This window comes from Desulfobacterales bacterium (assembly GCA_028704555.1).
Lineage (GTDB): Bacteria > Desulfobacterota > Desulfobacteria > Desulfobacterales > JAQWFD01 > JAQWFD01.
On the sequence record JAQWFD010000025.1, the window covers coordinates 13,908 to 39,556 of the forward strand.

Consider the following 25,649-nt stretch of genomic DNA (forward strand, 5'->3'; position numbering starts at 1 on the left):
TTATTTACAACGTACGGTCCTGCTGTCCAGCCCGGCGCATCATCAAATCGTAACAACTATTTTTTATCCGAAATCAAGACAACCAAATACCATAACGAACTCATGGAAACAACCCTACCTGAAAAAGCCAGGCTGCTGGCCCTATTGAAAAAAGGCGCTTTTAACGTACCCGATTTTATTTATCTGGCAGCGTCCGATTTCAATCTCCACCGGTTTACCGCTCTCGAGGCATTTCTGAATCGACACCGGGAAAGTTTCAAAGTGATCGTCCGCAGCGCCCATCCGCTCGAACACCGACTGAAGGGGGGAACCTTCGATTCTCTGGAAACCTATGCGGATCCGGAGGGAATCGTCTATGCCCGAAGCCGGATCATCCAGGCGGGCGCTACCTCAAAACGGCTGTCACTGATCCGGCAACAGAAATTTAACAGCGCCCCGGCAATCAACATCGATGATATGGGCATTATTGTGATGCCCTTTATCGACGGTATGGGCGTCATGGCAAAAATGCTCGGCAACCAATGGGAATTCGGTTATGGCGGGGATAATTACCGGAAGATTCGGACAGAGCCGTATATCACGGAAACCCCTCCGGACAAAGCCCTCCTCAGGCACTCGGAAGATATCCAGCGGTTTCTGGGATTCAGGTGTGAGATCGAATTCATCATTTCCCCCGACAGACAGATATGCGTTGTTCAAGCTAAAGATATTTCCGGCATCGACACGCTCGAACAGAAGGAAAGTGAACGTTCCATCCGGATGGATGGCATCCGGAGACTCCGGAAAAGAAGAAACTACCGCGAACGTCCCGTTTACGTGATGAACAACATTGCGCTTTATAATCAGATCCTCCATTCCTGCAGCGAACCGGCAGACGCTTCTTCCGGAGATCCGAAATTACGTTTCAACCATGCCGAGGAGATGATCAGAATCCATGAGAAAGAGCTCAGAGCCTTTGCACTGAAGCACGAACGTTTTGCCGTGTTAGGGCTTTCCATCCAGATACCTGAAAAACTGTATCAGGAGGTCCATCACGTTTTCACCCATTTCCCCCATCTGCGCAAAGCGCTTTCCAAAACCCTGCATCAGCATCAGTACCGGATTGATTATTTTTTATCCGAAGCCGATACCCTGATCGCCAAGGACAAAATCCGAATCAATCTGGGCACGCATGATGCTTACGGAATCGATACGGTCCGGAATCCTGCCTGGTCCGTATACTGGCAGGTGGAGCGTCACAACCGGATCGTGATGGAAATCAGACGAATCGGTTTCAAAACCGGTGATGTCATCGGCATTGATATTGACACGGAAGAAAAACCGATCGTTTTCAGACTTTAATCTGTAAAGACCCGTTTTTCCCCGCTCCGTCCGGCCCAACGCCCCCCCCTTTTTGATCGAATAGCCGGCATTTTCCATTTTTATGACAGATTGGCAGTCGTCTGCGCTGAGGCTCATTCCGAGAGCGCCTCCGCCACATGAACCCGATTTTTCTCTTTTCATCCAATGATCAAATTCTTATCTTTACACATACAGCCAATACGTTTATAAAAAGTATTTTAATGCTCGGGATGAATATTGGCAAATCAATTGAAAGGCATCCAAAAAATATCGGTTCAAGGGATTCATATCGTCCGCAATAAAATGATCCGGATGGACACTGCCCGCTTCGGTGCCTGCTTCGAACGAACGATTATGCTTCGATATATTCCATTATCTTTCGATTGTAATTTACCCGTTCCCATGCGCCCGGGTGGAAACACATACCCCGGCAAAAAATAATTATTACGGTAACCGCTTGTCATTAAAATGAAATATTTTACATAAAAACCAAATCTGCCATAAACGGCATCTTTGTAAGACGCTATGGACACTGATCATAATTCAAAAAAAAAATAAATATTTTACTTGACCAAATATTACCTATAAATTATACCTTGTATTGAAAACTAAATATCATTCAGGAATTGAAACGTTATGGGAATTCAGGAACGAAAGGAAAGAGAAAAGGACAGACGGCGGCAGCAGATTATTGTGGCGGCCAAGCGGGTTTTTTCGGAAAAGGGATTCAGCAAAGCCACCATGGAGGATATCGCCCATGAAGCGGAGTTAAGCCCCGGAACGCTGTATCTTTATTTCAAAAACAAAGAGGAGCTTTATGCCTCCTTATCCCTGAGAATTCTCCAGTACCTGATTATCAATCTGGAACATGTTCATGACGGGAAAGACCAGGACCCCGGGGAAAAACTCGATGCCCTCATCAAGGCCATGTCTGACGTTTACGATTTTGATCCCCTGATTATCGTCAACATGTTCCATCTGCAATCCAGCGAAACCCTGAAAAATCTTTCTCCACGTTTTTTAAAAGAGGTCAAAGACCTTTCCAGCCAGGCCATTGGAGCCATCGCCAGTATTTTCAGAGAAGGAACGCAAAAAGGAATTTTTATTGACAAGCATCCGACCGCACTGGCGGATATATTCTGGTCGATGTTCTCAGGCGTTGTGCTCTGGGAAGCCAGCAAGACGGTTATCAATGAAAACAAAGACTTTTTAAAATCAACCCTTGAAATTGCATTTGAAATATTCAAACAGGGAGTGATCCGGCGTTAAGGCGTTGATATATGTTTCGGCAGAAAAGGAGAAATTCACTTTCTCCTTTTTTTCTGGGGCGGGGCAGTGTAACGTCAATATCCTCACGAATACATCATGGGCCACAGACACGATCGTATGAGACATTTTCTCCCACAACCGCAGCTCCCACAGGAATCATAACACCTTGCTTTGCAGGTAGACCGGTGGTTCTGATTCAAAACAGTTTGACGGCTGATCGGGATTCCACCCCATTTCCATGAAAATCTGTCTGCAGTCGAAAACCGATTGACCTCTTCCCCTGGAGGTGTCGGCTTCACTGTCCCTGGGGTTTGAGCCCACTTCAGGGAAAAACAGATTGGCCCCGGCAAGCAGTGACGCGCTGTGAGGCTCCTGCGTGCAATGGGCTCGACAGACATCGCCCATTACCAGCCGGCTGACCGCTACCATTTTTGCCATTTCCAGTTCGCTGATCATCCCGAAACGGGCCATGGGTGATCCGGCAAAATTAATACGGCGCATCACGCCGCTGTAGGTGGCCTGCCAGGTCCGTGCCAGCAGCATCAGCCCGACGATCTCCCCGATGGCATGCTCGGGGCCAACCGGTTCGATGCAGTTCATCCATTTGAGGCCGACATCCTTTATTGCACAAATGGTCTTGATCCGCTGGGTGACCTTAAACGGCGTATCTCTGCCTTCACCCAGCCGGACCGCATGATACGCGCCGACAAATCCGGCCGCCAGCAGCTGTTCGGCTTCCCGGTGATCGATATCCCGCGTGTTGGCGACCAGCGGGATCGCCGTTTCTGCCGAAAGCAGCCGGCCGATTTCCAGAAGACGCTCAAACGAATAGGTCCCGGTGGTCATGATATTCAGGGCATCGGCCCCGCAGCGTTCCGCGTCCCTGACCCATTCAAGAAGCTGTTCTTCTTCAAATTCGATGGTTTCGGTAAAAATCCCGGCTGCCTCCGTCAACGAACAGAACCGGCAGTTAAACGGACAGGGGGTTATATTGATGCCGATATGAAGATGGTTTTCAGCCTTCCCCTTGAATTGCTGCCGGGACATCCGGTTTGCGGTTTCCATCAATGCATAGGTCTCTTTTGAATGCAGCGCCAGATTCATCAGAATGGTTGCCTGCGTCCGGTCAATTCCTTCAAAATCTGCCCCCTGTTTAAGAATATCTGCCACCTTTGGTGAGATCTTCCAACTCATGCAGTTGACTCCCTTTCTGTTAGCCCTGCGGGCGGACAAAAGAGCGCTATCGCTTTAGGACCACTTCGTTTGAGGTAAAAAATAAAAAGCAAAAAGCTTTAATCGTCCCTCAATCGCAGCGGCCCTCAAAACTGCGCGGCCATTTCTCTGGCCCTGGCAATGGCCTGCTCCCGTATGGTTCCGGCCATATCGGCACCGCCGGCCAGCGTGGGCTCAATCACCAGTGTACGAATATCGGTAAATCCGATGAACTCGAAAATCATCTTCAGGTACCGGCTCTGAACATCATATGCTTCACTGCGGCTGCCCGGCGGATACTCTCCCCCCCGGGCGCATGCGAGAAAGATTGGCTTTCCGGTAACCAGCCCCCGGTAGCCCGCTTCCGGGGAAAAACTGAACGTATAGGTCGGCTGAATCAATACGTCCAGATAGTGTTTGAGACGATACGGAATCAAAAAATTCCACATGGGAACTGCCATGACATACTTATCGGCGGATTTGAATTCATCGATAACGGCTTCGACGGCCTTCCACGCGCCCCGCTCTTGCGGCGTGTGGTCAAGTCCGTGCAAAATCGTGTACCTTGCCTTGACAGCCAGTCCGTCAAATAAGGGCAGATCTTTTTCAAAAACATTGATCTTCACAATTTCGCTTTCAGGATGAAAATTCCTGTAAGCACCGACAAACGCGTTGGCCACCGCCAGCGAATAGGATCTCTCCCCCCTCGGCGATGCCTGAATATAAAGCAGTCTGCTCATGGTTTTCCTCCTTTGTCAGAAAACAGTCGTCAGTCATGACTCTTGACTCACGACTCTCGACTCTCGACTCTCGACTCACGACTCACGACTCACGACTCACGACTGTTTTTCGACTCACACCCCTCCCCTATCATATCCAGCGCGGCCCAGGCCGCCCCAATCAACGCAGCCCTTTCATTGAGGATAACGCCCACCGGTATCTGATCAAGATAGTCTTTGAACCGGCCCTTGTCAGTAAAGGCATCCATAAAGACACGGTCTCTCAATTTAAACAATACCTTGGGAGGAATCCCCCCTCCAAGATAGAGTCCCCGGGTTGTGGTGCCGGTCAGAGCCAGATTTCCCGCTGCCGCGCCGAATACGGAAACAAATACATCCAGTGTCTCCATGCACAGGGGTTCCTGACGATCTCTTGCCGCCTCCGTGATCGCCCGGGCCGGATCCATCGTCTCAAGCTGCCGCAAAAGCCATTCCGGCGCATGATAGCGCCCCGTATCCGTCAGCCATGAAAAAATATTGACCAGACCGGGGCCTGATACCACCCGCTCCAGACTGACATGCCCAAACCGTTGTTGAAGGTATTTGCTCAACCCGGCCTGCCTTTCATCCCGGGGAGAAAAATCAACATGCCCGCCTTCGGAAGCAACCGGGACGTACCGGCCATTGTCATGGATCAGAAGCGCCATACCCAGCCCTGTTCCGGGTGCAACGATCCCGATATTGCCCGGCATCGCCCATCTTTTTCCTTTCAGCAGAACGACTTCCCGGTCTTCAAGCCGGGGCACGGCCAGCGCGGTGGCGGCCAGATCATTGATCAGGCGGACACGGCTCCATCCGAACCGGTCTTTTATGGATTGCTCGGACACCACCCACGGCAGATTCGTGGTTTTACACTGCCCATCCTTCACCGGTCCGGCAATGCCCATGCAGACCGCCGATAGCGGCAGCGGGTGCTGTTCCATGAACCGGCGGATAATAGCTTCCAGGCCGGATGCCTCACGGGAAGGCCATGTTTCTATGGCATTTACCCGGAGACGACCGTCTTTTTTTTCAAACACGCCGATCACCGTTTTCGTTCCGCCGATATCACATGCCAGCACCATGGGGAATGGGTTTCCCACCATATCAGATTCCTTTCAGATGACCCGTAAGGGTTTAAATAAGCACAGTTTTACCGCTTGAGATGTCCGGGGCCGTTCACACCTCCGACAATCACTTCGGAGGCCAGATTCAGAAACAGGCCGTGCCCGACAATACCCGCCCGTTGATCCAGCATGGATGCCAGCTTGTCAGGACGAGAAATGGAGCCGAACCGGCAGTCCAGGATAACATTGCCCTGATCCGTGAGCACCCTTTTGTCATCTGCCGTTTTTCTGATGGTAACCTGGGCCCCCAATTCGCTTTCTATAAATTCGGACTCGGGCTTCAGGGCGAACGGAATCACTTCAACAGGCAGCCGGCAATGGGTCCCCAGCTGCAGCGACAGCTTGGTTTCATCAACGATAATGACATTTCTCCGGCTGGCCTGCGCCAGAATCTTCTCACGGAGCAGCGCCCCGCCACCGCCTTTGATCAGATTCAGGTGGGGGTCCACCTCATCGGCGCCGTCAAGAACCATGTCGATGCGGGGATGCCAATCCAGATCCGTCAACGGAATCCCGAACGATTCGGCAAGCTGCCCGGTCTGCATTGAACTGGCAATGCCCAGCACATCAGTCAGCCGGCCGGCCGTGATCCGATGGCCAATCAGTTCGAGAGCGAATCGTACCGTAGAGCCGCTTCCAAGACCGATAATCATCCCGGACCGGACAAATTCCACCGCATACTGAGCGGCCTGTTGTTTAAGCTGTCCCTGAGGATCAGCATTATCACGCATGGGCTTCCCCCTGTGTCAAGAGAACCGGTTATTGATTAACAGTTACTGGCCAGTGGCCATCCGCTATCAGCCCATGGCTTTCTCAAGAGCCTTCAGCCCGTTGACGACATCTTTTCCGAGATGAAACCGGATCACGCGGCGGCCGGCATCGAGCAGGGCCTGCCGATCACCAAGCGCCTGGGCCATCTTGAGCATCCCGAAGCTGATCAAAGAGTACGTTTTGCCGGGCGTATCCGGCACCGGGAGGTCATCGGGCATGTCCGATGTGAGCTGAATAAACATGCCGTGGCCCCCATCTCCTTTGTGCAGCTGGCCGGTGGTATGCAGAAACCGGGGCCCGTAACCGACCGTGGTGGCCATGCGGTATTTGAGCTGAAGCCGTGTGCGAAAGTCCTGCAGGGCCCAATCGATTTCCGGTGTCGGCGTGAAAAAAGCCTGGATGGCGATATAGCTTCGCCCGGCGATATCATCCTTGCCGGCATCTGACCCGAACATGAACCGGTCAACAGCCTCGGACAGGGTCTCCGCCCATACATCGGCATACACCCGAACGCTGTTTTCCTGAACCGTCAGTGAAATTTCAGGCAGCTTGCCTTTCGCCTTATAATCGTCGACCATCTGCCGGGTCAGCACCCTGGCCGATTCCGCATTCGGCTGATTAAACGGATTGATTCCCAAAAGGCTGCCCGCCACGGCAATCGCCATTTCCCATCGGAAGATTTCCCCACCGATATCATAGATATCTTTCAGATTCAGCTGAATAACCGGATGTCCGAAGCGGACCAGTTCCTTTACTTCCGGGTCAAACCCGGCGTCCTTGTCCATCCGCATATACACAAACCACCGGTCACGGCTGTAGGTATCTGCAGGCGCGACCGCTTCCCGGTTGACCGGCAGAATCCCTTTGCCCTCCTTGCCGCTGCTTTCGGCAATCAGATGCTCCACCCAGTCACCGAAGGGCATGATGGACGGCGAGAAGATCAGGGTCAGTTTATCCCGTCCCGAACCGGCCAGGGTCCCCATGACGGCTCCCATCCATGCGCCCATATTGTCTCCGCCGACCGGACAGTTGCACCCCTCGCAGTTACCGGCCATGGTAGCCGCGCGATCCAGCAGGCGGTCCAAATCCATCCCGATCAACGCTGCCGGCACCAGGCCGGACAAAGACAGCGCCGAGTACCGGCCGCCGATATTGGGATCGTTCAGGAAAATCTTTCGAAAATGCAGTTCGGCTGCCGATTTTTCCAGTCCGCTTCCCGGGTCCGTGATGGCCACAAACTGCTTCCCTGCGGCCTTCTCGCCGACGCTCTCGGCAAGCCGGGTATAAAAATAGTTCATAAGGGAGAGGGTCTCGACAGTGCCACCGGATTTGCTCGATACGATAAACAGGGTTTTATCCGGATCGATTCTGTGTTCACTGGCCAGAACAGCGCCTGGATCGGTTGAATCGAGCACCACCAGATCCAGAAATCCCTTTTTTACCCCGAAAATGGCCCGAAACATCCCGGACGCAAGGCTGGAGCCCCCCATGCCCAGCAGCAGGACATGCGTAAAACCATCGTCCAGGACCTCGCGGACAAACCGGGTAATGCCGGAAATGGCTGATGGCATAACGGCCGGGCGGTTCAGCCACCCCAGACGGTTTTTGATGGCATCGGGATTTCCTTTCCACACCGTGGCATCACGGGTCCAGATCCGATTGACGAGAAAGGTGTCGCGGATGGCTGACAGGGCCTGATCCACCGCGATCTGATCCTTGCCCAGCCATGCCATGTATGATTTTTCACCCTTGCGCAACCTCCGATGTTTTTCCCGGATACTGTCGATCATGGCATTGAAGGGTCTGGCAAACAGCTCAACCCCTTCTTTCTGAAGCCGGCCGGTAACGGCATCCAGATCGATGCCCAGCTGTTCAAGCTGTTTCAGTTGCCTGCGCGCGTCATCCCTCCCCCGGATGAGCGTTTCAGATACGGAGCCATGATCCAGAAAATTAAAGAGTGTGGCCGGGGCGATGGTATTGACCGTATCCGGTCCGATCAGTTCGTCCACATAAAGCGTATCCGGATACAACGGATTTTTGGTACCGGTACTTCCCCACAGCAGTCGCTGCACCCGGGCCCCTTTCTGCCGGAGGTGATCCCACCGCGGACCGCTGAAAAGCGCCCTGAATTCCGCATAGGCCACCCTGGCATTGGCAATGGCGATTTTGCCCTGCAGGTCCTTATTCCCGACCGCTTCCAGCTCCATATCCACGGCCGTATCCACCCGGCTGACAAAAAATGAGGCCACCGACGCCACCTGATCGACCCGTCGGCCGCCGGATACCGTGGGGCCTTCTGCCGCCAGCATCTCCAGCCCTTTCATGTAGGCATCCGCCACGGCTTTGTAATTATTCACGCTGAAGAGCAGCGTCACATTGACATTGACGCCCGATCCGATCAGATGGGTGATCGCAGCAATGCCCTCCGCAGTTGCCGGCACCTTGATCATGATATTGGGCCGGTGCAGCATTGAAAACAGCCGCCTGGCTTCCGAAACTGTTTTGACAGTATCAAAGGCCAGCGCCGGGCTGACCTCGATACTGACATACCCGTCCATGCCACCGGTTTTTTCGAATACCGGCAGGAAAAGGTCTGCCGCCATTTTAATATCCTTCAACGCCAGAATTTCATAAATTTCTTCGGCCTTTTTCGGGGTTCGGGCCAGTTCCCGGATATCCTCATCATAGTCGGCACTGCCGGCAATGGCTTTTTCAAAAATGGCCGGATTGGACGTCAGCCCGCAAAGCCCCTGATCGATCAGAGACGTCAATTCTCCTGAAGTGATAAAGGACCGGCGGATATAATCCACCCATACCGACTGTCCCAACGCTGCCAGTTCATTCAGTTTTGTCATGATATCCCCCTTGGACCCTCTCAATATCGATCGTTTCGTAACAAGCCCATCATCTGATTCGCTATTTCTTCGGTCCGCTGCCCTCTGTGACCTCTGACCTCAAAACGCATCATGAGAAAGCACGGATGTAAGCCGTGATGCGGCTTCCGCATCCAGAATCCACAGAAGTTTTCCCCGGATGGGCTGAATTCTCTGCGCGGGGAACAAGAGGCCTTCTTCTTCAAACAGGGTCCGAACCAGTTTTGCCTTCTTTTTTCCGGAGATCATAAAGGCAATCTGTTTTGCACGGTTTAACACCGGAAAGGTCAACGTTAAACGCATCACATCCGGCGCGCCACCCCTGGCGGCAACCACCCACCGCTCGGTTTCATCCAGGGCCGCATCTTCCGGAAACAGCGAGGCAATATGGCCATCGATCCCGATCCCGAGAAAAATCAGATCAAAAACGGGAAATCCATCGGCATCCCTGGGCAAATGTTTCTCAAGCGCTTTCTGATAAAACAGGGCTGCCGCCGCCGGGTCCATATCCGCGGACATGGGATGAATGTTAGCTTCCGGAATCGGAACCCGGTCCAGAAAATCGTTTCGGGCCGCTCCGCAGTTACTGGCCGGATCATCCAAAGGTACACATCGCTCATCGCCCCAGAAGATATGAATCTTCTTCCATTGCACTGCCGGGCCGAACGGCTTTTCGGACAAAAGGACATGCATCCTGCGGGGGGTCGACCCGCCAGACAGCGCCACATTAAACCGGCCATGGTCTTTGATATTGGCTTCGGCAGCATTGATAAATATCCTGGCAGCGGCATAGGCCATGGCGTCAGGATTTTTTTCTATGATCATGGAGGCTTTTGAAAACATAAGGCGCTCTCTTGTGCTATGGGATACGGGTTCCTGCCACCATCCGGTTATCAGAGCCGGCAGCGCCCGTGAATGGTATTACAGGTATCCCCGGATACAGCCTTTCAATCCAGCCTTCTTTTCGTCTTCCGGCCCGCAGGGATTGACCGCACTGCGGACAGACGGCTATTTTCCGGGACCGGTTCAGGTATCGCAGACACGAAGCGATAAGCGTGGCATGGGTTAAACCTCCGGGGACTATCGGCCACCAGCTTCTCCCTTGATCGTTTTGATAATTGTGGGGATAAAAAAAGAAAAAGCGAACAGGCCCAGCGAAAAAAACACTTTCAAGGAGAGCAGGTCCGCCCAGTTACCGGAGACCCAGACATCTTTCAGGGTACCGATGAAAAAGGTGAAAACGAAGGTTCCCACCATAATACCCAGACCGGTGCCGAACATGTAATCCCTGAAGCGTACCCTGGTCAGCCCCATCCCGAAATTCATGGGCGTAAACGGAAAATAGACCAGCCGCAGATACAGCACCGTGGCAAAGCCGTTTCGTTCAATGGCGTCATCATATTTTTTCAACCGGTCCCCGATCATTGATGCCGCAAAGTCCCTGCCCAGGGTCCGTCCGATCCAGAATGCGCCACCGGCGCCGGCCATGGCCCCCATCCATACATACACAAACCCCAGGTACGGACCGAAAATGGCAGCGCCCAGACCAGTCAGCAGGGTTCCGGGCAAAAACAGGCACACGCCGGCAGCGTACACCAGCATAAACACCACCGGCGCCCACAACCCGGCTCTGTCCAGAAATTGTCCGAGGGCCTCGGGGGTCAGGTACCGGGTGACCGAAGTCAATCGGACCAGAGAAATGGCAGTGATGATAAACAGAATAAAAACCAGGGCCTTGAGAACAGCTTTTTTCCCGGAGAATGAAGGCAACGGCGTCCCGGCCACGTCCTACTCCTTTTTCATCAGGTGTCTGACCGCATCCGGCCCCCGGCTTCCCGCTTCATAAACATAAAGCATTTCCGCCCGTTCCCCGCAGGTTTCGCATTCCTGAAGAATCGGCGTCAGAAAGGCCCAGCAAAGCGCCACGCCATCCTGCCGCCAGAACAGCATCTGGTCTCCCAGGATACAATCCACCAGCACTTTTTCATATGCTTCCAGAACCGGCCCCTGGCCCTGTTGCAGATAGGAAAAATCCATGTTGACCGTCCTGAGGCAGACTCGGGTCCCGGGATTCTTGGTCTGAAACGTCAGGGAGATTCTCTCTTCCGGATAGATTCCGAGAATGATCCGATTCGTGGTGATGTGTTCGCCGAGGATATCCCGGAACATGCTGTGAGGCACTTCCCTGAACTGAATCACCAGCTGTGTGGTCTTTTCCTTCAACCGTTTTCCGGATGTCAGGTAAAAGGGGATTCCCTGCCACCGCCAGTTGTCGATAAATACCTTCATCATTGCAAACGTAGGGATCAGGGACCGGGGATTGACACCGGGCTCCTGCCGATATCCGGGAACCGGTTTTCCGTCCAGCACTCCGGGGCCATACTGCCCCAGAACGATATACCGGTTCAGGTCGTAAACCGGAAATGGCCTCAGGGATCTGAAAACCTTTACTTTTTCATCCAGAACATGATCGGCCTGAAACAGAGGGGGCGGCTCCATCGCGGTCAGCGACAGCAGCTGCATCATATGATTCTGAAACATGTCCCTCAGCACCCCGGCCTGCTCGTAATAGCCGGCCCGATGCTCCACACCCAGGGATTCTGCCGTGGTGATGCTCACCGATTCGATGTACCGCCGGTTCCACAACGGCTCGAAGATTGCGTTGGCAAAACGGAACATCAATACATTCTGAACGGTCTCCTTTGCCAGGTAGTGATCGATCCGGAATATCTGATGTTCCTGAAAATAGTCGTGAAGCGAACGGTCCAGATCCACGGCGGTGGTCAGATCCCTGCCGAAGGGTTTTTCCACGACAATCCGTGACCAGCCGTTTCCGGCCTGCTGTTCCGCTCCCAGCCCCGACCGGCCGATCATCTGCGCCACCGATTTATAAAGCGATGGCGGTATCGCCAGATAAAAGAGCCGGTTGCCCTGCGTATGGCTCTGGTTGTCGAGCTGTCTCAAAAAATCCGCTGCCGATTCAAACGTTGCCCTGTCGTCGTAATCGATGGGCCTGTAATGCATCCGTGATGAAAAACGGTCCCAACCGGCAGGCTCCATGTACCCGGCATGCACCACCGCCTCTTTCATCTTGTTTCTGAACTGCCCGTCGGTCATTCGGGTACGGCTTAAGCCGACGATGCAGACACGGGGCGGCAGCCCGCCGCTGACATATAGATGAAACAGGGCCGGCACAATTTTGCGCGAAGTCAGATCACCCGAAGCGCCCAGAATAACGATAGTGCAGGGCTCCAGATCCGCCTCGACAAAACAGTTGCGGCCATCCCGGGCCACTTGTTTCACGCGGCTGCCTTCGGCTGCCGCCTCGATCCGGGTATGAAGCTGCATATCCTTTTCAAGATTCATTGAGGCGTCCATCTGTTTTGTTTAACCTTTTTTGAGGCAAGCGTTTAAATCTTGTCCGCTTAATCGAAGCGCCATCCTGTCTCTTTTTTAAGGGGCTGAAAGCCTCTTCTGCCCTGTGTACCGATGAGCGGACACAAGGGGGGGCGCCCCTGCAGGCTGTCTCTATCAACCCCATTTGCCTTAGCCCTTTAACCCTTAACTATCCCCCCTGCAGCTCTGGCGACATGCCCCCCGAATTCCCTTCGCAGAGCGGCAAGAACCCGATTGGCAAATGAATCGGTTTCGCGGGAACTGAACCGGTTAAACAGCGACATGGCAATCACCGGAGCCGGCACACCCGACTCGACCGCATACTGAACGGTCCAGCGGCCTTCTCCGGAATCATCAACATAGCCTTTGATCCGGAGCAGCCTCGGGTCCTCTGCAAATGCTTTTTCCGCAAGCTCCAGAAGCCAGGAACGAATCACGCTGCCCCGGTTCCACAAACCGGCAATATCGGCGTAATTCAGAGACCGCTTGTACTCAGATGCCTCCATGAGCTGGAATCCTTCGCTATACGCCTGCATCATCCCGTATTCAATGCCGTTATGGATCATCTTTACAAAATGCCCGGCACCGGAAGGCCCGCAGTACAGATAACCTTTTTCAGGCGCCAGGGTTTCAAAAACAGGTTCAAGAAATTGGCAGGACTGCTGATCGCCCCCGAGCATCAGGCAGTAGCCCTTCTCAAGGCCCCATATCCCCCCGCTGACACCCGCATCCACAAACCGGATGCCTTTTTGGGAAAGAAGCTCCGCCCGGCGGATATCATCCTTATAGTACGTATTGGCCCCGTCGATTACGATATCCCCCTCCGAAAACGACTCGTTCAGCTGATGGATATACATATCGATGGCCGATCCGGCCGGCAGCATCATCCATAAGATCCGGGGAGAAGACAGTCTGGATACCAGCTCGGACATATCATACGCACCGATAGCGCCTTCGCTGACAAGCTGGTCCGTTTTCCACGGACTGCGATTATACGCCACCACCGAATGCCCGCCCCGCAACAGGCGACGCGCCATATTCAACCCCATCCGCCCCAGGCCAGCTATGGCAATCTGCATCATTGACCTCCCTGTATGTTTAATTAAAATCTTTTGCCGCGAATCATCGCGGATCTTTCTTTTATGAAGAATAACCGAAACTTCTTTTGAGCTGCTCTTTTTTTATCCGCATTCATCCGCATTCATCCGCATTCATCCGCGTTCATCCGCGTAAATCTGCGGCTTATTTTTTTGCGTTCCTTGTGACTCTTTGCGGCTATCAACAGCGCCCTTCGGGCGGACTGAGGAGCGCTATCGTTTGAGGCAAAAGACAAGAAGCTTTTATTTTATAACATCCTCAAGCGCAGCGAGCCTATTTTTTTTAGTCTTCGGCCTTTGGAAGTTTATCAGGCAGCTCACAGGCTCTGCCTTTCAGGTGGAAAAAAAATTTAAGGCCTTTTTTAACGGGATCTGAAAACAGCTTGTCCGCCATGACCGCTCCGGCCACTTTTTTACTGCTTTCCCCGACCGTAGGATACGGATGAACCGCAGCGGCCAGTGTTGAAAGCCTGACCCCGCCGTTAAACACGGCGACCCATTCATTGAGCAGCTCCCCGGCAAAAAGTGAAAAAATCTGTACCCCGATCGGCTTTCCCTTATCATCCAGAATGAGTTTAATTCTGCCCCGGGCCTCTCCTTCCGCCAGGCTTCTGTCATTAGCTGAAAACGCCTCCATCCGGACCGAATAGTTAATGCCGGCCGCACCTGCTCTTTTTTCATTCATCCCGATACTGGCAAGGCCAGGATCGGTGTAGGTACACCAGGGCAGATACGTATAATCGATTTTCCGGGGAAAATGAAATACGGAATTGCTGATCACGATACCGCCTTCATATCCGGCCGCATGCGTAAATTGAAAAGCCCCGGTCACATCTCCCGCCCCATAGATATGATTGTGCCGCGTCCTGAGCCGATCGTCCAGCGAAAGGCCTTTTCGGGTAAATTTCACACCGATATTCTCCAGCCCCAACCCGGTCAGGTTGGCCTCCCGCCCCATGGCCACCAGCAGGCTGTCAGCGGCAACGACAAACGATCCCTCCAGGCCCTTCTGCCGGAACACCACCTCTTTTTGTCCCCCGGTATCTCGGACAGCCAAAATGGATGTATTCAGGAAGAATCTTACCCCTTCCTGTTGCAGCACTTTCATTACATCATCGGCCATATCCCTGTCTTCGCGGGTCAGTATCTGATCGCTCCGCTGAATGACCGATACCTTTGATCCCAGGCGGCAAAAGGCCTGCGCCATTTCCATGGCAATGGGCCCTCCGCCAAGGATGATCATCGATCCGGGAAGCCTGTCCATGAAAAAAACGTCACGATTGGTGATGTATCCGCTCTGATCAAGACCGTCGACAGGGGGAGCCGACGGGGAAGCGCCCGTAGCAATCACCCAGTGTTTTGATGTAATCCTTCGCCCGTTCAGCTCGACGGTGTGCTCATCGGTAAACACGGCCTGGCCGAATTCCACCTTAACCCCGAGACCACAGAATCTCTCCTCCGAGTCATGTTTCTGAATAGCACCGATTACAGACCGTATTCTCCTGACAATCTGCTGAAAATCGACCGGCGGCGGATCGACCACCGGCAGACCGAATTGCCCGGAATGCTTTACCAGATGATATACCTGAGCCGACCGGATCAGGGTTTTGCTGGGTACGCATCCGAAATGGAGGCAGTCTCCCCCCAGCACGCTTTGCCTCTCGACCAGAAGGGTCCTGGCGCCCAGCTGCGCAGATCCGGATGCGATGGTCAGACCGGCGGCACCCCCGCCCAATATCCCGATATCAAAATCGAACGCTGCCATATCCACCTCCCCCGCGTCACTTATCGTTTACTTTCGTCACAATTGAATCAGTGCCCTGCGGGCGGGCCGAGGACCGCTATCGCTGGATGGACACTTCGTTTGAGGCAAAAAGCAGGCGGCTTTTCTCTTCTCCCATCCTCAAGGCAGCTTTCCTCGATGCGAAATAATGGAGGGATCTGCATTCAGCCTTGCTGCACGAACTCCATGAAAACCATAACGTCAAAAAGGATATAAATATAAAGGGTATGAATAAATCTGAAACGCTTCAGGAAAAAATCAAGGTAAGATGTGTTTCACACGAGATATGGAGTTTTCTTTCAATGTAAAAAAATATGCCGGCGGTGTCAAGGTAATTGAAAAAAGACCGGGCTGAGGGCTGAAGGCAGTACTTTTTCCCCGGCAGTGTCAATAAACTCATTGAATAATGTCAAAATGTTGTGCAGAATATAAGGGTCTCGACAAAAATCAGTTGCACTGGCCCTGAACAAAACCATTCATGTTCGAGAAGGATACCGCCCATTGATAACATCTGAGAAAAGCTGTCCGCCATCCGAAGATTCCTCCTACCCGGCGCATCCCCGGGTAGCGGTCGGGGCTGTGGTATTTAAGGACAGAAAGGTGCTGCTGGTGCTGCGCCGGAAGCCGCCGTCCGAAAATATGTGGGCAATTCCCGGCGGGAGGGTTGAACTGGGAGAAACGCTCAGAGCAGCTGCCGAAAGAGAAGTGCTCGAAGAAACCGGGCTGGCTGTTCGTGCCGGAGAGCCGGTATTTGTTTGCGATCTGATTGAACGGGACGAAGCGGACCGGATTCGGTTTCACTATATCATTATTAATATAGCGGCTGACTATATCAGGGGAGAACTTCGCCCGGGAGATGATGCACTGGAAGCGCGATGGACATCCGAAACCGAACTCCGCAAGCTTCACGTCACTGAAACAACGCTTGACATGTTAAACAAAAGCTGCCACTTCGGCCAGTGATTTGAGAGCATCCGTTCCGTGGATGGCACACCCTACCGCACGTCAGCTCCCCAGCGCTTCAGATTGTCTTTGATAAACGCCACAACCTTCAGATGCGTTGCATGCCCGGAGCCCTCTACCGGCATGGGCTTTCCGAATCTGAAACGAATCGTTTTGAGTGGATCGACCGGTCCGACATCTTTGAAAATCTTTCCGTTTGACTGAAAATCGGTCTTTAACGCAATCGGCACCACCGGCACCCCGGCCTTTCGGGCCAGTTTGACCCCGAGTGAATTAAACGATGCCGTCTCAAAAGTGGCCCTTCGCGTGGCCTGTGGGAAAATCGCCACCGAATAGCCTCTTGAAATATAATCCCGTCCTTTGGACAAAACGATCTTCAGATCTTCTCTGGGATTTTTCCGGGTGACGGCAATGGGATTCACCGCCCTCATAATTGAGCCGAAAACCGGATAGCGAAGCAGGCTGTCCTTGACCACAAACGTTACTTTATTGAACGCAAGCAAAAGACCGGGCAGAAAAAATGTATCCAGCATGCTCATGTGATTGGCGATAAAGACGACAGGCCCTCTGTATCCGGCCAGTTCCCTGAGCCCGGACACATGGCATTCCCCCCCGGCAGACTCGACAATCCTGAACGTATGCCGTGATGAAGCCGCCCATAGTTTATCATTGTATCGGCCGGTAAACGCGATGAAACTGTCGACCAGAATCATTTTCAGAATACGGGCATAAAACACGAACGATGCCCAGCCCCGGACATTGCGGGCCAGAAAATAAGAACCGGGGCGGCTGTGATACCCAAACCTTGTCCGGAGAATATACTCAAACTGTTCTGAATCCATAGTCATGCCTGTGTCATTCAAGCTCCACATTTTTGCCGCGGCCTAAGGGCTCGCTCAGAAATAAGTTCGTAATTTTAAGTGTTGAGGCACCTGTCTGGCAAGGCACGAAAGTGCAGGAATATCAAGCATATTCCGAGCTTTCGTAACACAGCCTGGCAGGATGCATCGGCGCTTAAAATGGGAAGTTATTTTTGAGTGAGCCCTAAGGTATCAGGCCTGAACTGCATCCGGGCATTCGGATTCCAGGCGCCATTTGCCGGATCAATTTACCGCCGACAGTTTTTTGCAATCCGATTGACCCGCCCCCGCAGCGTCATTGTCTACAGCCGCAGTGGCTTCAGCATCCGGCGGCTCCGGAACCCGAAGAAGCCGCTGTATCTCGAACTCGTCAAAAATTGCCTGCAGCCGCGCTTTCTGCTGTTCGACAACGGGACCGATCGATGCAAGGTTTTCCGCTTCATATGGCCGACAGTGAGCAATAATAAGACACAGATCCATTCCGGATTCAAGATTATTTTTAAACGCCAGAAGCGATTTGTATGCTTTCGGACTGTCGCTGCACCGGTCCACAAGATTCGCCAGGTAATCGACATTCATGATGATTTCCTGAGCAAACATGTGCGGACGATCCGGGGAAACCAGACTCGGACCCCGCCCATATATATGGTCAACCATCTGCCTGAGCGAATACGACCGGTTGAACCAGGCGATATTCTGTCCCGGGCATATGGCCTGAGGCGCGGATTCCTCACGTGCCATGCCCAGTTCAATCAGCGCCGCGTTGCCAAGGTTCTGGCACAGGCATTCTTTGGCTTCTACCTCCTGCCGCAATCGTTCTTTTTCCTGTGCAGAAAGCTGCATTTCATCGATCTGCCTGAGCTTCATTTCCTGATACCGGCTGGATGCCGTACAAATCGGTGTTCGGGTAAATTCGGTATCAAAGGCCAGCAATCCTCTGGGACAGGCCGATCCGGGTCTTCCCTCCCGGGCCTTTTTCCGGTTCCACCGATCCGAACCGGAGTTGTGCAGGTTATTGAAGGGGACTCCCAACGGAGACGCGTTGCTCAGATATAAATCTTGCGGACCTGACCGAATCAGTTGCTCGCGGGTGGCCGCATCCACGCAGGTGGCTTCCGGCACCAGCAGAAAAGGACTGGCCCATCCGGTTCTGTCCATCCCGAAATCCTGTAGAAGCCGGAGGTTTTCACCACTGGTTCCTATCCCTCCCTGAACGGTTATCAGCGGCCGATCGTTTAACGCGGCTTCCGGAAAAGCCCATCCCTGCTTCTGGTAGTATCTGAGAATAAGCGGATGAAATTCCTTTGCCAGCTGATCCCGGTTTTCCTTAAATTCCTGAAGCAGGCACGGAAGCAGATTGCCGTTTGCCGGAAAGGCGTGGCCACCGCAGTTCAGGCCCGATTCGATTCGAAATTCAGACACCTCCAGCCCTATTTTACCCAAAAACCGTCCCTGAATGAGCGCTGACCGGTAATCGCTGACTTTTATAATGATTTTTTTCTTGATGCCCCCGGAGGCATCTCTGTAAAAATCCTTGAAACGGCTCATATACCGAAACAGGGTCTGGTTGATTCCTGCTGAAAAAACGATGCCCGATCTGAGACCGCTGTTGGCATATCCCCTCAGGGCCGATTTGGCATCGCTGAATTCATCTCCGAGTGGATTGCCATGCGAATCTGTCCCGGGCAGATCCAGTTTCACCATGATATTGACATCGATACTGCCCGGCGCCATGCGCTGCGACAACTCATTTTCCAGCGCCTTTTGATCCGGCCCTTCGTGCATTTTCAGCAACCGGAGCCAGACCTTTTTTAAAGGGGATGTCTCCGGCAGCAGCTCAAAATATTTCTGTTTATCATTATCTTCAAAAAACGGCTGTCTGCGAAGGCGTTCAAAATTCCCGGAGACAATCTCATTGACCAAATCCAGATAAGCGGTAATTCTTCTGGCCCGTGCATCATCGTCCGCTGAGGATATCCTCCGGTATGGCAGATCATTCCTGCGGCAGTAATAATGACGAATTTTTTCCAGAAGCAGATCATCGATAATTGAAATGACTGAAGAAATGCCGAAATGCGCGACGCGTATCGGCGTATCCGCAGAAAACCCTGTCCCCATGACCGGGATATGAAATGTATGCATGTAACCCCTCTTCGAATTTTTCAATGCCTGTGCAGGTCAAAAAATCCCGAATACAAAAGAAAATTTCAATGCAGGCACCACTTTTCTCTCGCAAATACGGCTGTTCTGTTTTACTATGTCGGGATATCGAAACGGCCGGAAATAGCACAGCCCCTCGTGGCAGAAAACAGGCTGAAGCGATCTGCCGTTTACCCCCGGCGCTGCCGGATGAACACCATGCCATTATTTATATGTTATATTCGGGAGTATTTTAATATAGCCTCGGATTAAAAAACAGAAGAGCTTTGGCTTTTACATTTTTTTTACAAATTCACGATCCAGGCACGAAGATACGTCTTTGAGCTTCCCGGATCAAAAGCAGCAAGGAAAGCTTTCAATATATCATGACCCGTTCAAAGTGGTATTTTCATCCGGTACTCATTTTTATTTTCTGTATCCTTGCGCTGTCGCTGTCGCTTTTTCTCTATATCTACTGGTACATGGAAATCCGTACCGGGCTCAACGCCATTATCAGCCGCTTCAATCTCGAACCGGAAAATGTTTTCGAATCCCATACCTGGGTGGTTATTCTGGTGATGTCGGTGCTGGTCGGAATCATCCTGATGGGCATCCTTATGATCTTCGTATATCACCAGAAAACGCTTAAACTCTATCGGCTCCAGCAAACTTTTATCAACAACTTCACGCATGAGCTGAAAACACCGGTCACATCCCTTAAACTGTACCTGGAAACATTTATAAAACATAATATCAAACGGGACGATCAGCTCAAATTTATCGGTTATATGCTCAAAGATGTCAGCCGGCTGGGAAACAATATCAACCACATTCTGAATCTGGCACGAATTGAAAGCAAAAGTTATACCGCAGCGCTCGTCAGCTCCGATGTGATTGAAGCCATCCATCATTTTATTCGGATCAACCAACACCTTTTCCCAAATTGTAATATCCGTATTCACAACCGGTCCGCACAACCCCTGTGGTATCCGATCGATTCATCATTGTTTGAAATGCTGCTGATGAATCTGCTGACCAATGCGATCAAATACAATTCGTCAGACACCCCCGAGGTGGATATTACCATTGAGCATGATCCGCGAAACGTATCAATTCACTTTACCGATAACGGCATCGGCATTGAAAAAACGGAATTAAAAAAAATATTCAAAAAATTTTACCAGGTTGGAAAGTCGGATGACATGTCGGGGAAAGGAAACGGGCTGGGGCTTTATCTGGCACAGCACATTGCCCGGATTCATAAAGGCAGAATCATCGCTGAAAGCAGGGGACCCGGAACGGGGGCCACATTTACCCTGATCTTGCCCCCCCCGGAAAAATGCGCATGATGCGCCCATGCCACCGGGAAAAAAGCTGACAACTCATGACTCGCAACTCTCGATTTTTATTGTCTAACGACCGCCTTAAGGAAAACGCATGAACAATACCAGACCAAACCGTGTACTGGTTATCGAAGATGAAGCCCACATCGCGGATGGCTTGAAATTAAATCTGGAACTTCAGGGGTATGAGGTTGCAATCGCTCCGGACGGAGTATCCGGCTTACAGCAATGGAAATCGTGGCAGCCGGATCTCATTGTCCTGGATATCATGCTGCCCTGTATTGATGGCATATCCGTACTGAAAAATATCCGGCTTGAAGATGAACGGCTTCCGATTCTGATTTTATCCGCAAAAAGCGATACGGAGGACAAAATCAAAGGATTTGCATCCGGCGTCGATGACTACCTGTCCAAACCCTTTAACCTTGAGGAATTTCTGCTGCGGGTGGAGCGGCTTCTGACCAGATCCGCATGGTATCGACAGCATCAGAATGCCCGGTATCCGGAGAACGCATCCGGATCAAGCCCCTATATATTCGGAGAAAACCGTATCCATTTTGATACGGGCAAAGCCCATTGCCAGTGCGGAGAAGTGGATCTGACAGAACAGGAAATGAAGCTTCTCAAACTCTTTATCACCAACCGGGGAAAGCCGCTGTCGAGAAAAGCCATGCTGGAAGTCGGATGGGGATATGCCCGGAATACCCAGACCCGGACCATAGACAATTTTATCGTCCGATTCAGAAAATATTTTGAAAAAGACCCCAAGGCCCCCGTCTTCTTTAAAAGCTGCCGATCTGTAGGCTATATATTCGACCATGAGTAGAAACAGAAACCAGCCGGCTGTCCTGACGATGTTAAAATCAAAAACTAATCTCTTGACAGCAGAATTCTTTTCACTTATTTACTAGTATAACTATATTTACTCCGGTTTACTGAATAAAATCCAAAGTCCGCTTTCGTTTATGTAAAAAGGACCGATTATGGTATTGCTTGGATCGTCATCCGGTCAGTCAGGAAAGATGACCCCCTACGACATTTTTATAGCCAGGCTCAAACTGCTGATTATCATGACCCGTGCCGAATTAAAGAGCTTTCCTCAGGGGAAATACCGTAAAGAAGCATTGATATGTAATGCTGAATATGTCGCCCGGGATTCGATGAACTGGTTTGGCAAATTTTCTGCCAGTCATTCCGAGCATTGCCATAATCACGAAATATATATCGATTATTTCCTGTATCAACGGATCAATCTTCTGGCTTTAATGGCTAACGCACTGGCTGAAGCATTTCCGGTTGGCACTTTCAGGACAAAAGCCATTGAAGACAATATTGACTATATCTGCAAAAAAATTGGCTTTGAAAGCCCGATCAATCCGCTGCAATTCCTGAAAGTAGCGTGAGGTGACTTATTGTAGAGAATGTTAAAATTGCGGTAGTGGATCATGACCGGCTCACCAGGGATTTAATCGTCACCACATTGATGTACTGCGTCAACAGAGAAATTTTGTCATTCAATGACGGTTACAGTGTCTGCGCATATATTGAATGTCAAAATCATCTGGATATCATCATCACGGATACGGATATGCCGGGCATGGACGGGTTGGAGCTGCTCACGGCCATAAAGACGAAATATCCTCAAAAAAAAATTATCCTCATGTCGGAGTCAGCAGACAGGCAGAAAGCCGCCAGCCGACTGGGAGCAGATGCCTTCCTTACCAAACCCTTCGGCCTGAAGGACCTGTTCAGTATTGTTGAAACATTTGTGGTCAACGGCAGTTAGGGCCCCGGCCCTTACTGAAAACGGGAAAACAGCGAAACAGCGGCGTCCGGATTTACCTCCCGTCGTCTCAGGGGCAGTGTCACGTGAGATGTGGTCTGATCTGAATATTCCGGTCGCTGTTGAGTGTAGATCACCCCGACAGGATATCTTTCTTCGGCCCGCGTCACCAGCTCCATCGCTTTGAGACGATCAGACGCGTCATAATCTGATCCCGGCTCATAGCAGCGCTCCCTGTAATACTCATACGTGCGGACATGATCCCAGCTCACACAGGGCTGAAGCACATTGATAAAGGAAAATCCCTTGTGGGCGATGGCCTTCATCAGAAGATCCGCCAGATGATCCGGACGGGCAGAAGTCGCCTGCCCTACAAATGCGCATGACTGTGAAATGGCCAGCGCCAGGGGATTCAGCGGCATGGCGGCAACCCCTTCCGGATTAAACCGCGTAACCACCCCCTGAGAAGTGGTCGGGGAGGCCTGGGCTTTGGTCAGCGCAAAATAATGATTGTCATGAACCACCAGGGTGATGTCAATGTTACGGCGGATGGCGTGCAGAAAATGGTTCCCGCCTTCGGCATAGGCCCCGCCGTCGCCGGCATGCACCAGCACCGTTAAATCCGGTGCGGCCAGCTTTGCCGCCACCGCGACCGCCACCTCACGCCCGTGAAGCCCGTTAAATGTATTGACCTGCATATAGTGCGGCAGCTTGGGCGCCTGCCCGATGCCGGTGCATATCAACACCTGATGCGGCAAAAGATCCAGTCCGGCCAGCGCCTGTTTCACCGCGCCGAGAATCGGAAAATTCCCGCACCCGGGACACCAGGCAATGTCGACATCGTTATCAAAAGCCTTTATATCACTCATTCGATAACCTCCGCTCTGAGTTTTCCGTACAGCTCATCCACTGAAAACGGCCGGCCATCCCGCCGGCTGATCACGGCATCGGGCGCCCGCAATGCCACCTCTCTCAGATACGCCCCCAGGCCGCCGTCAACGCTGTGGTCCACCACGATCAGCCGGGAGGCGGCCTGAACCGGCTGCCGGATCATCTGCTCCTGAACCGGCCACAGCCAGCTCAAGTGAAAATGAGCAACCTTCAGCCCTTCAGCATTCAATCGGGATACAGCCTCTTTGAGCGTTTCAAGGCTGCTGCCCCAGCCAACCACCAGGGGACGACCGTCCACCGGTCCAACCAGCCGGTTTTTCCACGACGCCTCCATCAAGGTTTTGCCTTTTTGCAGGCGTTTTTGTGCCATCTCATCAGCGATACGGGCGCTTTCAGTGATATGTCCCGCTTCATCATGCTCATCTGAATCCACCACCACCACGTGCCGGGAATCCCCGGGTGCGGCCAGAGGAGATACTCCGGATTCTGTCCGGGCATAACGCCGATAGCCGGTCAGCGAGGTTAACGCCTCGGGAGACATGATATGCCGACGTTTCGGAAGATGTCCCACCGCAAAAGGCGCCATCGTTGTCTGGCTGTCCTGAAGCAGCTGGTCCGTCATGACAAATACCGGAACCTGATATTGTTCGGCGATATCAAACGCCAGGGCCGTCATGTCAAAGCATTCTGAAATATTGCCCGGAGCGATGATCACCCGGGGAAAACTTCCATGGCCGGCATGCCTGACAAAGTTCAAATCTCCCTGAGCGGTTCGCGTCGGCAGCCCTGTGGCCGGCCCCGGTCGCTGTGCCAGTACGATGACCGCCGGATACTCGATCATTCCGAGAAGCGACAGTCCTTCCACCATCAGGGAAAACCCGCCGCCGGACGTGGCCGTCATGGCCCGGGCCCCGGCATAGGATGCGCCGGCCACCATATTGATGGCGGCAATTTCATCTTCCGCCTGCTCGACAATAACCTCCAGCTGCCTGTGCCACTGCGCCATATTGATGAGGATACTGGTTGCCGGACTCATGGGATACCCGGTCACAAATGTCACGCCACCGGCTACTGCGCCCAGCGATACCGCCTCATGGCCCGAGATCCACATCCGCCCGGTCCCGGTTGAGGATGCAGGCGGAAGATGAAAATACGCTGCCCCGGGTATCTGTTGACTCGAATCAAATACCAGGTTAAGGGCCTTTAAATTCTGCGCTAACACATTTTTTTTCGATGCGAAATGTTCCCGAATCAAGGTCTCCAGAATCCCTGGTGCCTGTCCCAGAATCTTCCAGGCCGTCGCGATAGAAACTGTCCCGCTGACGGCCTCCGAACCGGCCTGCTCAGCCAGTTTACCGATTGCCGCCGGAACCCGGTGTGGATGAGGCCAGCTTTGCGGGGCAACAACAAGACTTTTTTCTGTCATCAATTCCTCAAATGCTGAAAGCGCCTCCTTTGAAAGGGCGACCAGGATATCAATCCGGTTTGTCACTCCGGCCAGCGGTTCACGACTGCAGCGGATATGGGTAAAATTCAACCCGCCGCGAATCCGGGACTCAGCATCCGTATAGGCATATGCAAATAAATTGCTGCGCGTCAGCGCTTTACCCAGAAGACCGGCAGCCGTCTGTATCCCCTGGCCTGCGGCTCCCGCAATGCGGATATTAACCTCCATGGCTGTTTCCTTTCATTGTAATACCGGACGTTACAGGGAAAAAGGATCCCATATAATGACCGGATCTGACACGTTTAATGGTACAGGGCATTCACGGCGTATTAAAGCGTGCATATTTTTGCCATATGTACGCTGAGATACAACGCAAAAAAAACGGATAAAAAGACAGGCAAGACCGTATATTTTTTGCCGGGGCCCTGAAATCTTCATGGCAGAAGGGACGAATATGAGGATAGGGCTGGATTTCGGTTGTTGTCCAGCATAGTGTAACAGATGGATTCGGAGACGATCAACAAAAAACAGACACCCGAAAAAACCCCCTGGCTCGGGAATCGCATCCTTGAATGATGTTACACAGATGTGCAATC

The 25,649-nt window shown here is 52.3% G+C and carries 21 protein-coding genes; 7 read left to right on the forward strand and 14 right to left on the reverse strand.

Features of this window, described 5'->3' with window-relative positions:
• Positions 1-102: 102 nt before the first annotated feature.
• Positions 103-1,341 carry a hypothetical protein gene (locus PHQ97_10405; GenBank protein ID MDD4393144.1) on the forward strand — a complete coding sequence of 413 codons (1,239 nt, stop codon included), beginning with the start codon at positions 103-105 and terminating at the stop codon, positions 1,339-1,341.
• Positions 1,342-1,977: 636 nt separating this feature from the next.
• Positions 1,978-2,610: a TetR/AcrR family transcriptional regulator gene (locus PHQ97_10410; protein MDD4393145.1), complete on the forward strand. Its 633-nt coding sequence runs from the start codon at positions 1,978-1,980 to the stop codon at positions 2,608-2,610.
• Between the two features lie 156 nt (positions 2,611-2,766).
• On the opposite strand, the gene PHQ97_10415 is transcribed toward PHQ97_10410, so the two are convergent.
• The 10 genes from PHQ97_10415 to PHQ97_10460 all read right to left on the reverse strand — a co-directional run bounded on the left by PHQ97_10415 (position 2,767) and on the right by PHQ97_10460 (position 15,609).
• On the reverse strand, positions 2,767-3,804 hold the full coding sequence (locus PHQ97_10415; GenBank protein ID MDD4393146.1) for a radical SAM protein: 1,038 nt from the start codon (positions 3,802-3,804) through the stop codon (positions 2,767-2,769).
• Positions 3,805-3,929: 125 nt separating this feature from the next.
• On the reverse strand, positions 3,930-4,562 hold the full coding sequence (locus PHQ97_10420) for an NAD(P)H-dependent oxidoreductase (protein ID MDD4393147.1): 633 nt from the start codon (positions 4,560-4,562) through the stop codon (positions 3,930-3,932).
• Between the two features lie 89 nt (positions 4,563-4,651).
• Positions 4,652-5,686, reverse strand: a complete 1,035-nt coding sequence (gene glk / locus PHQ97_10425; protein MDD4393148.1) for a glucokinase — start codon at positions 5,684-5,686, stop codon at positions 4,652-4,654.
• 47 nt (positions 5,687-5,733) lie between these two features.
• On the reverse strand, positions 5,734-6,438 hold the full coding sequence (rpiA, locus tag PHQ97_10430; GenBank protein MDD4393149.1) for a ribose-5-phosphate isomerase RpiA: 705 nt from the start codon (positions 6,436-6,438) through the stop codon (positions 5,734-5,736).
• A 66-nt stretch (positions 6,439-6,504) separates the two neighbouring features.
• Positions 6,505-9,333 (reverse strand): bifunctional transaldolase/phosoglucose isomerase, encoded by a 2,829-nt coding sequence (locus PHQ97_10435; protein MDD4393150.1) that lies wholly within the window; start codon positions 9,331-9,333, stop codon positions 6,505-6,507.
• A 99-nt stretch (positions 9,334-9,432) separates the two neighbouring features.
• Positions 9,433-10,194 carry a 6-phosphogluconolactonase gene (gene pgl / locus PHQ97_10440; GenBank protein MDD4393151.1) on the reverse strand — a complete coding sequence of 254 codons (762 nt, stop codon included), beginning with the start codon at positions 10,192-10,194 and terminating at the stop codon, positions 9,433-9,435.
• A gap of 237 nt (positions 10,195-10,431) precedes the next feature.
• Positions 10,432-11,136 (reverse strand): TVP38/TMEM64 family protein, encoded by a 705-nt coding sequence (locus PHQ97_10445; protein MDD4393152.1) that lies wholly within the window; start codon positions 11,134-11,136, stop codon positions 10,432-10,434.
• 3 nt (positions 11,137-11,139) lie between these two features.
• Positions 11,140-12,717, reverse strand: coding sequence for a glucose-6-phosphate dehydrogenase (gene zwf, locus PHQ97_10450; GenBank protein ID MDD4393153.1), 1,578 nt, complete (start codon positions 12,715-12,717; stop codon positions 11,140-11,142).
• A gap of 188 nt (positions 12,718-12,905) precedes the next feature.
• A complete protein-coding gene (gnd, locus tag PHQ97_10455) occupies positions 12,906-13,829 on the reverse strand; it encodes a decarboxylating 6-phosphogluconate dehydrogenase (GenBank protein MDD4393154.1) in 924 nt (307 codons plus the stop codon).
• 298 nt (positions 13,830-14,127) lie between these two features.
• Complete coding sequence (locus tag PHQ97_10460; protein MDD4393155.1) at positions 14,128-15,609, reverse strand: FAD-dependent oxidoreductase; 1,482 nt, start codon at positions 15,607-15,609, stop codon at positions 14,128-14,130.
• Positions 15,610-16,128: 519 nt separating this feature from the next.
• Between PHQ97_10460 and PHQ97_10465 the strand changes: the two genes are divergently transcribed.
• Entirely contained in the window at positions 16,129-16,590 is a 462-nt protein-coding gene (locus PHQ97_10465; protein ID MDD4393156.1) for an NUDIX hydrolase, read from the forward strand.
• 32 nt (positions 16,591-16,622) lie between these two features.
• Here PHQ97_10465 and PHQ97_10470 read toward each other — a convergent pair whose 3' ends face one another.
• On the reverse strand, positions 16,623-17,438 hold the full coding sequence (locus tag PHQ97_10470) for a lysophospholipid acyltransferase family protein (GenBank protein ID MDD4393157.1): 816 nt from the start codon (positions 17,436-17,438) through the stop codon (positions 16,623-16,625).
• Between the two features lie 255 nt (positions 17,439-17,693).
• A complete protein-coding gene (locus tag PHQ97_10475; GenBank protein ID MDD4393158.1) occupies positions 17,694-19,592 on the reverse strand; it encodes a hypothetical protein in 1,899 nt (632 codons plus the stop codon).
• Between the two features lie 383 nt (positions 19,593-19,975).
• Between PHQ97_10475 and PHQ97_10480 the strand changes: the two genes are divergently transcribed.
• From PHQ97_10480 to PHQ97_10495, 4 genes are all read left to right on the forward strand, one after another.
• Positions 19,976-20,938, forward strand: a complete 963-nt coding sequence (locus tag PHQ97_10480; protein ID MDD4393159.1) for a HAMP domain-containing sensor histidine kinase — start codon at positions 19,976-19,978, stop codon at positions 20,936-20,938.
• An 88-nt stretch (positions 20,939-21,026) separates the two neighbouring features.
• A complete protein-coding gene (locus PHQ97_10485; protein MDD4393160.1) occupies positions 21,027-21,758 on the forward strand; it encodes a response regulator transcription factor in 732 nt (243 codons plus the stop codon).
• Between the two features lie 157 nt (positions 21,759-21,915).
• On the forward strand, positions 21,916-22,335 hold the full coding sequence (locus PHQ97_10490) for a hypothetical protein (GenBank protein MDD4393161.1): 420 nt from the start codon (positions 21,916-21,918) through the stop codon (positions 22,333-22,335).
• A 35-nt stretch (positions 22,336-22,370) separates the two neighbouring features.
• Positions 22,371-22,718, forward strand: coding sequence for a response regulator (locus PHQ97_10495; protein ID MDD4393162.1), 348 nt, complete (start codon positions 22,371-22,373; stop codon positions 22,716-22,718).
• An 11-nt stretch (positions 22,719-22,729) separates the two neighbouring features.
• On the opposite strand, the gene PHQ97_10500 is transcribed toward PHQ97_10495, so the two are convergent.
• The gene (locus PHQ97_10500) at positions 22,730-23,584 is read right to left on the reverse strand and encodes a thiamine pyrophosphate-dependent enzyme (GenBank protein MDD4393163.1); all 855 of its coding nucleotides are present in this window, start codon (positions 23,582-23,584) and stop codon (positions 22,730-22,732) included.
• Positions 23,581-25,281, reverse strand: a complete 1,701-nt coding sequence (locus tag PHQ97_10505; protein MDD4393164.1) for a 2-oxoacid:acceptor oxidoreductase subunit alpha — start codon at positions 25,279-25,281, stop codon at positions 23,581-23,583. The genes PHQ97_10500 and PHQ97_10505 overlap by 4 nt, the downstream gene beginning before the upstream one ends.
• Between the last annotated feature and the right edge of the window lie 368 nt (positions 25,282-25,649).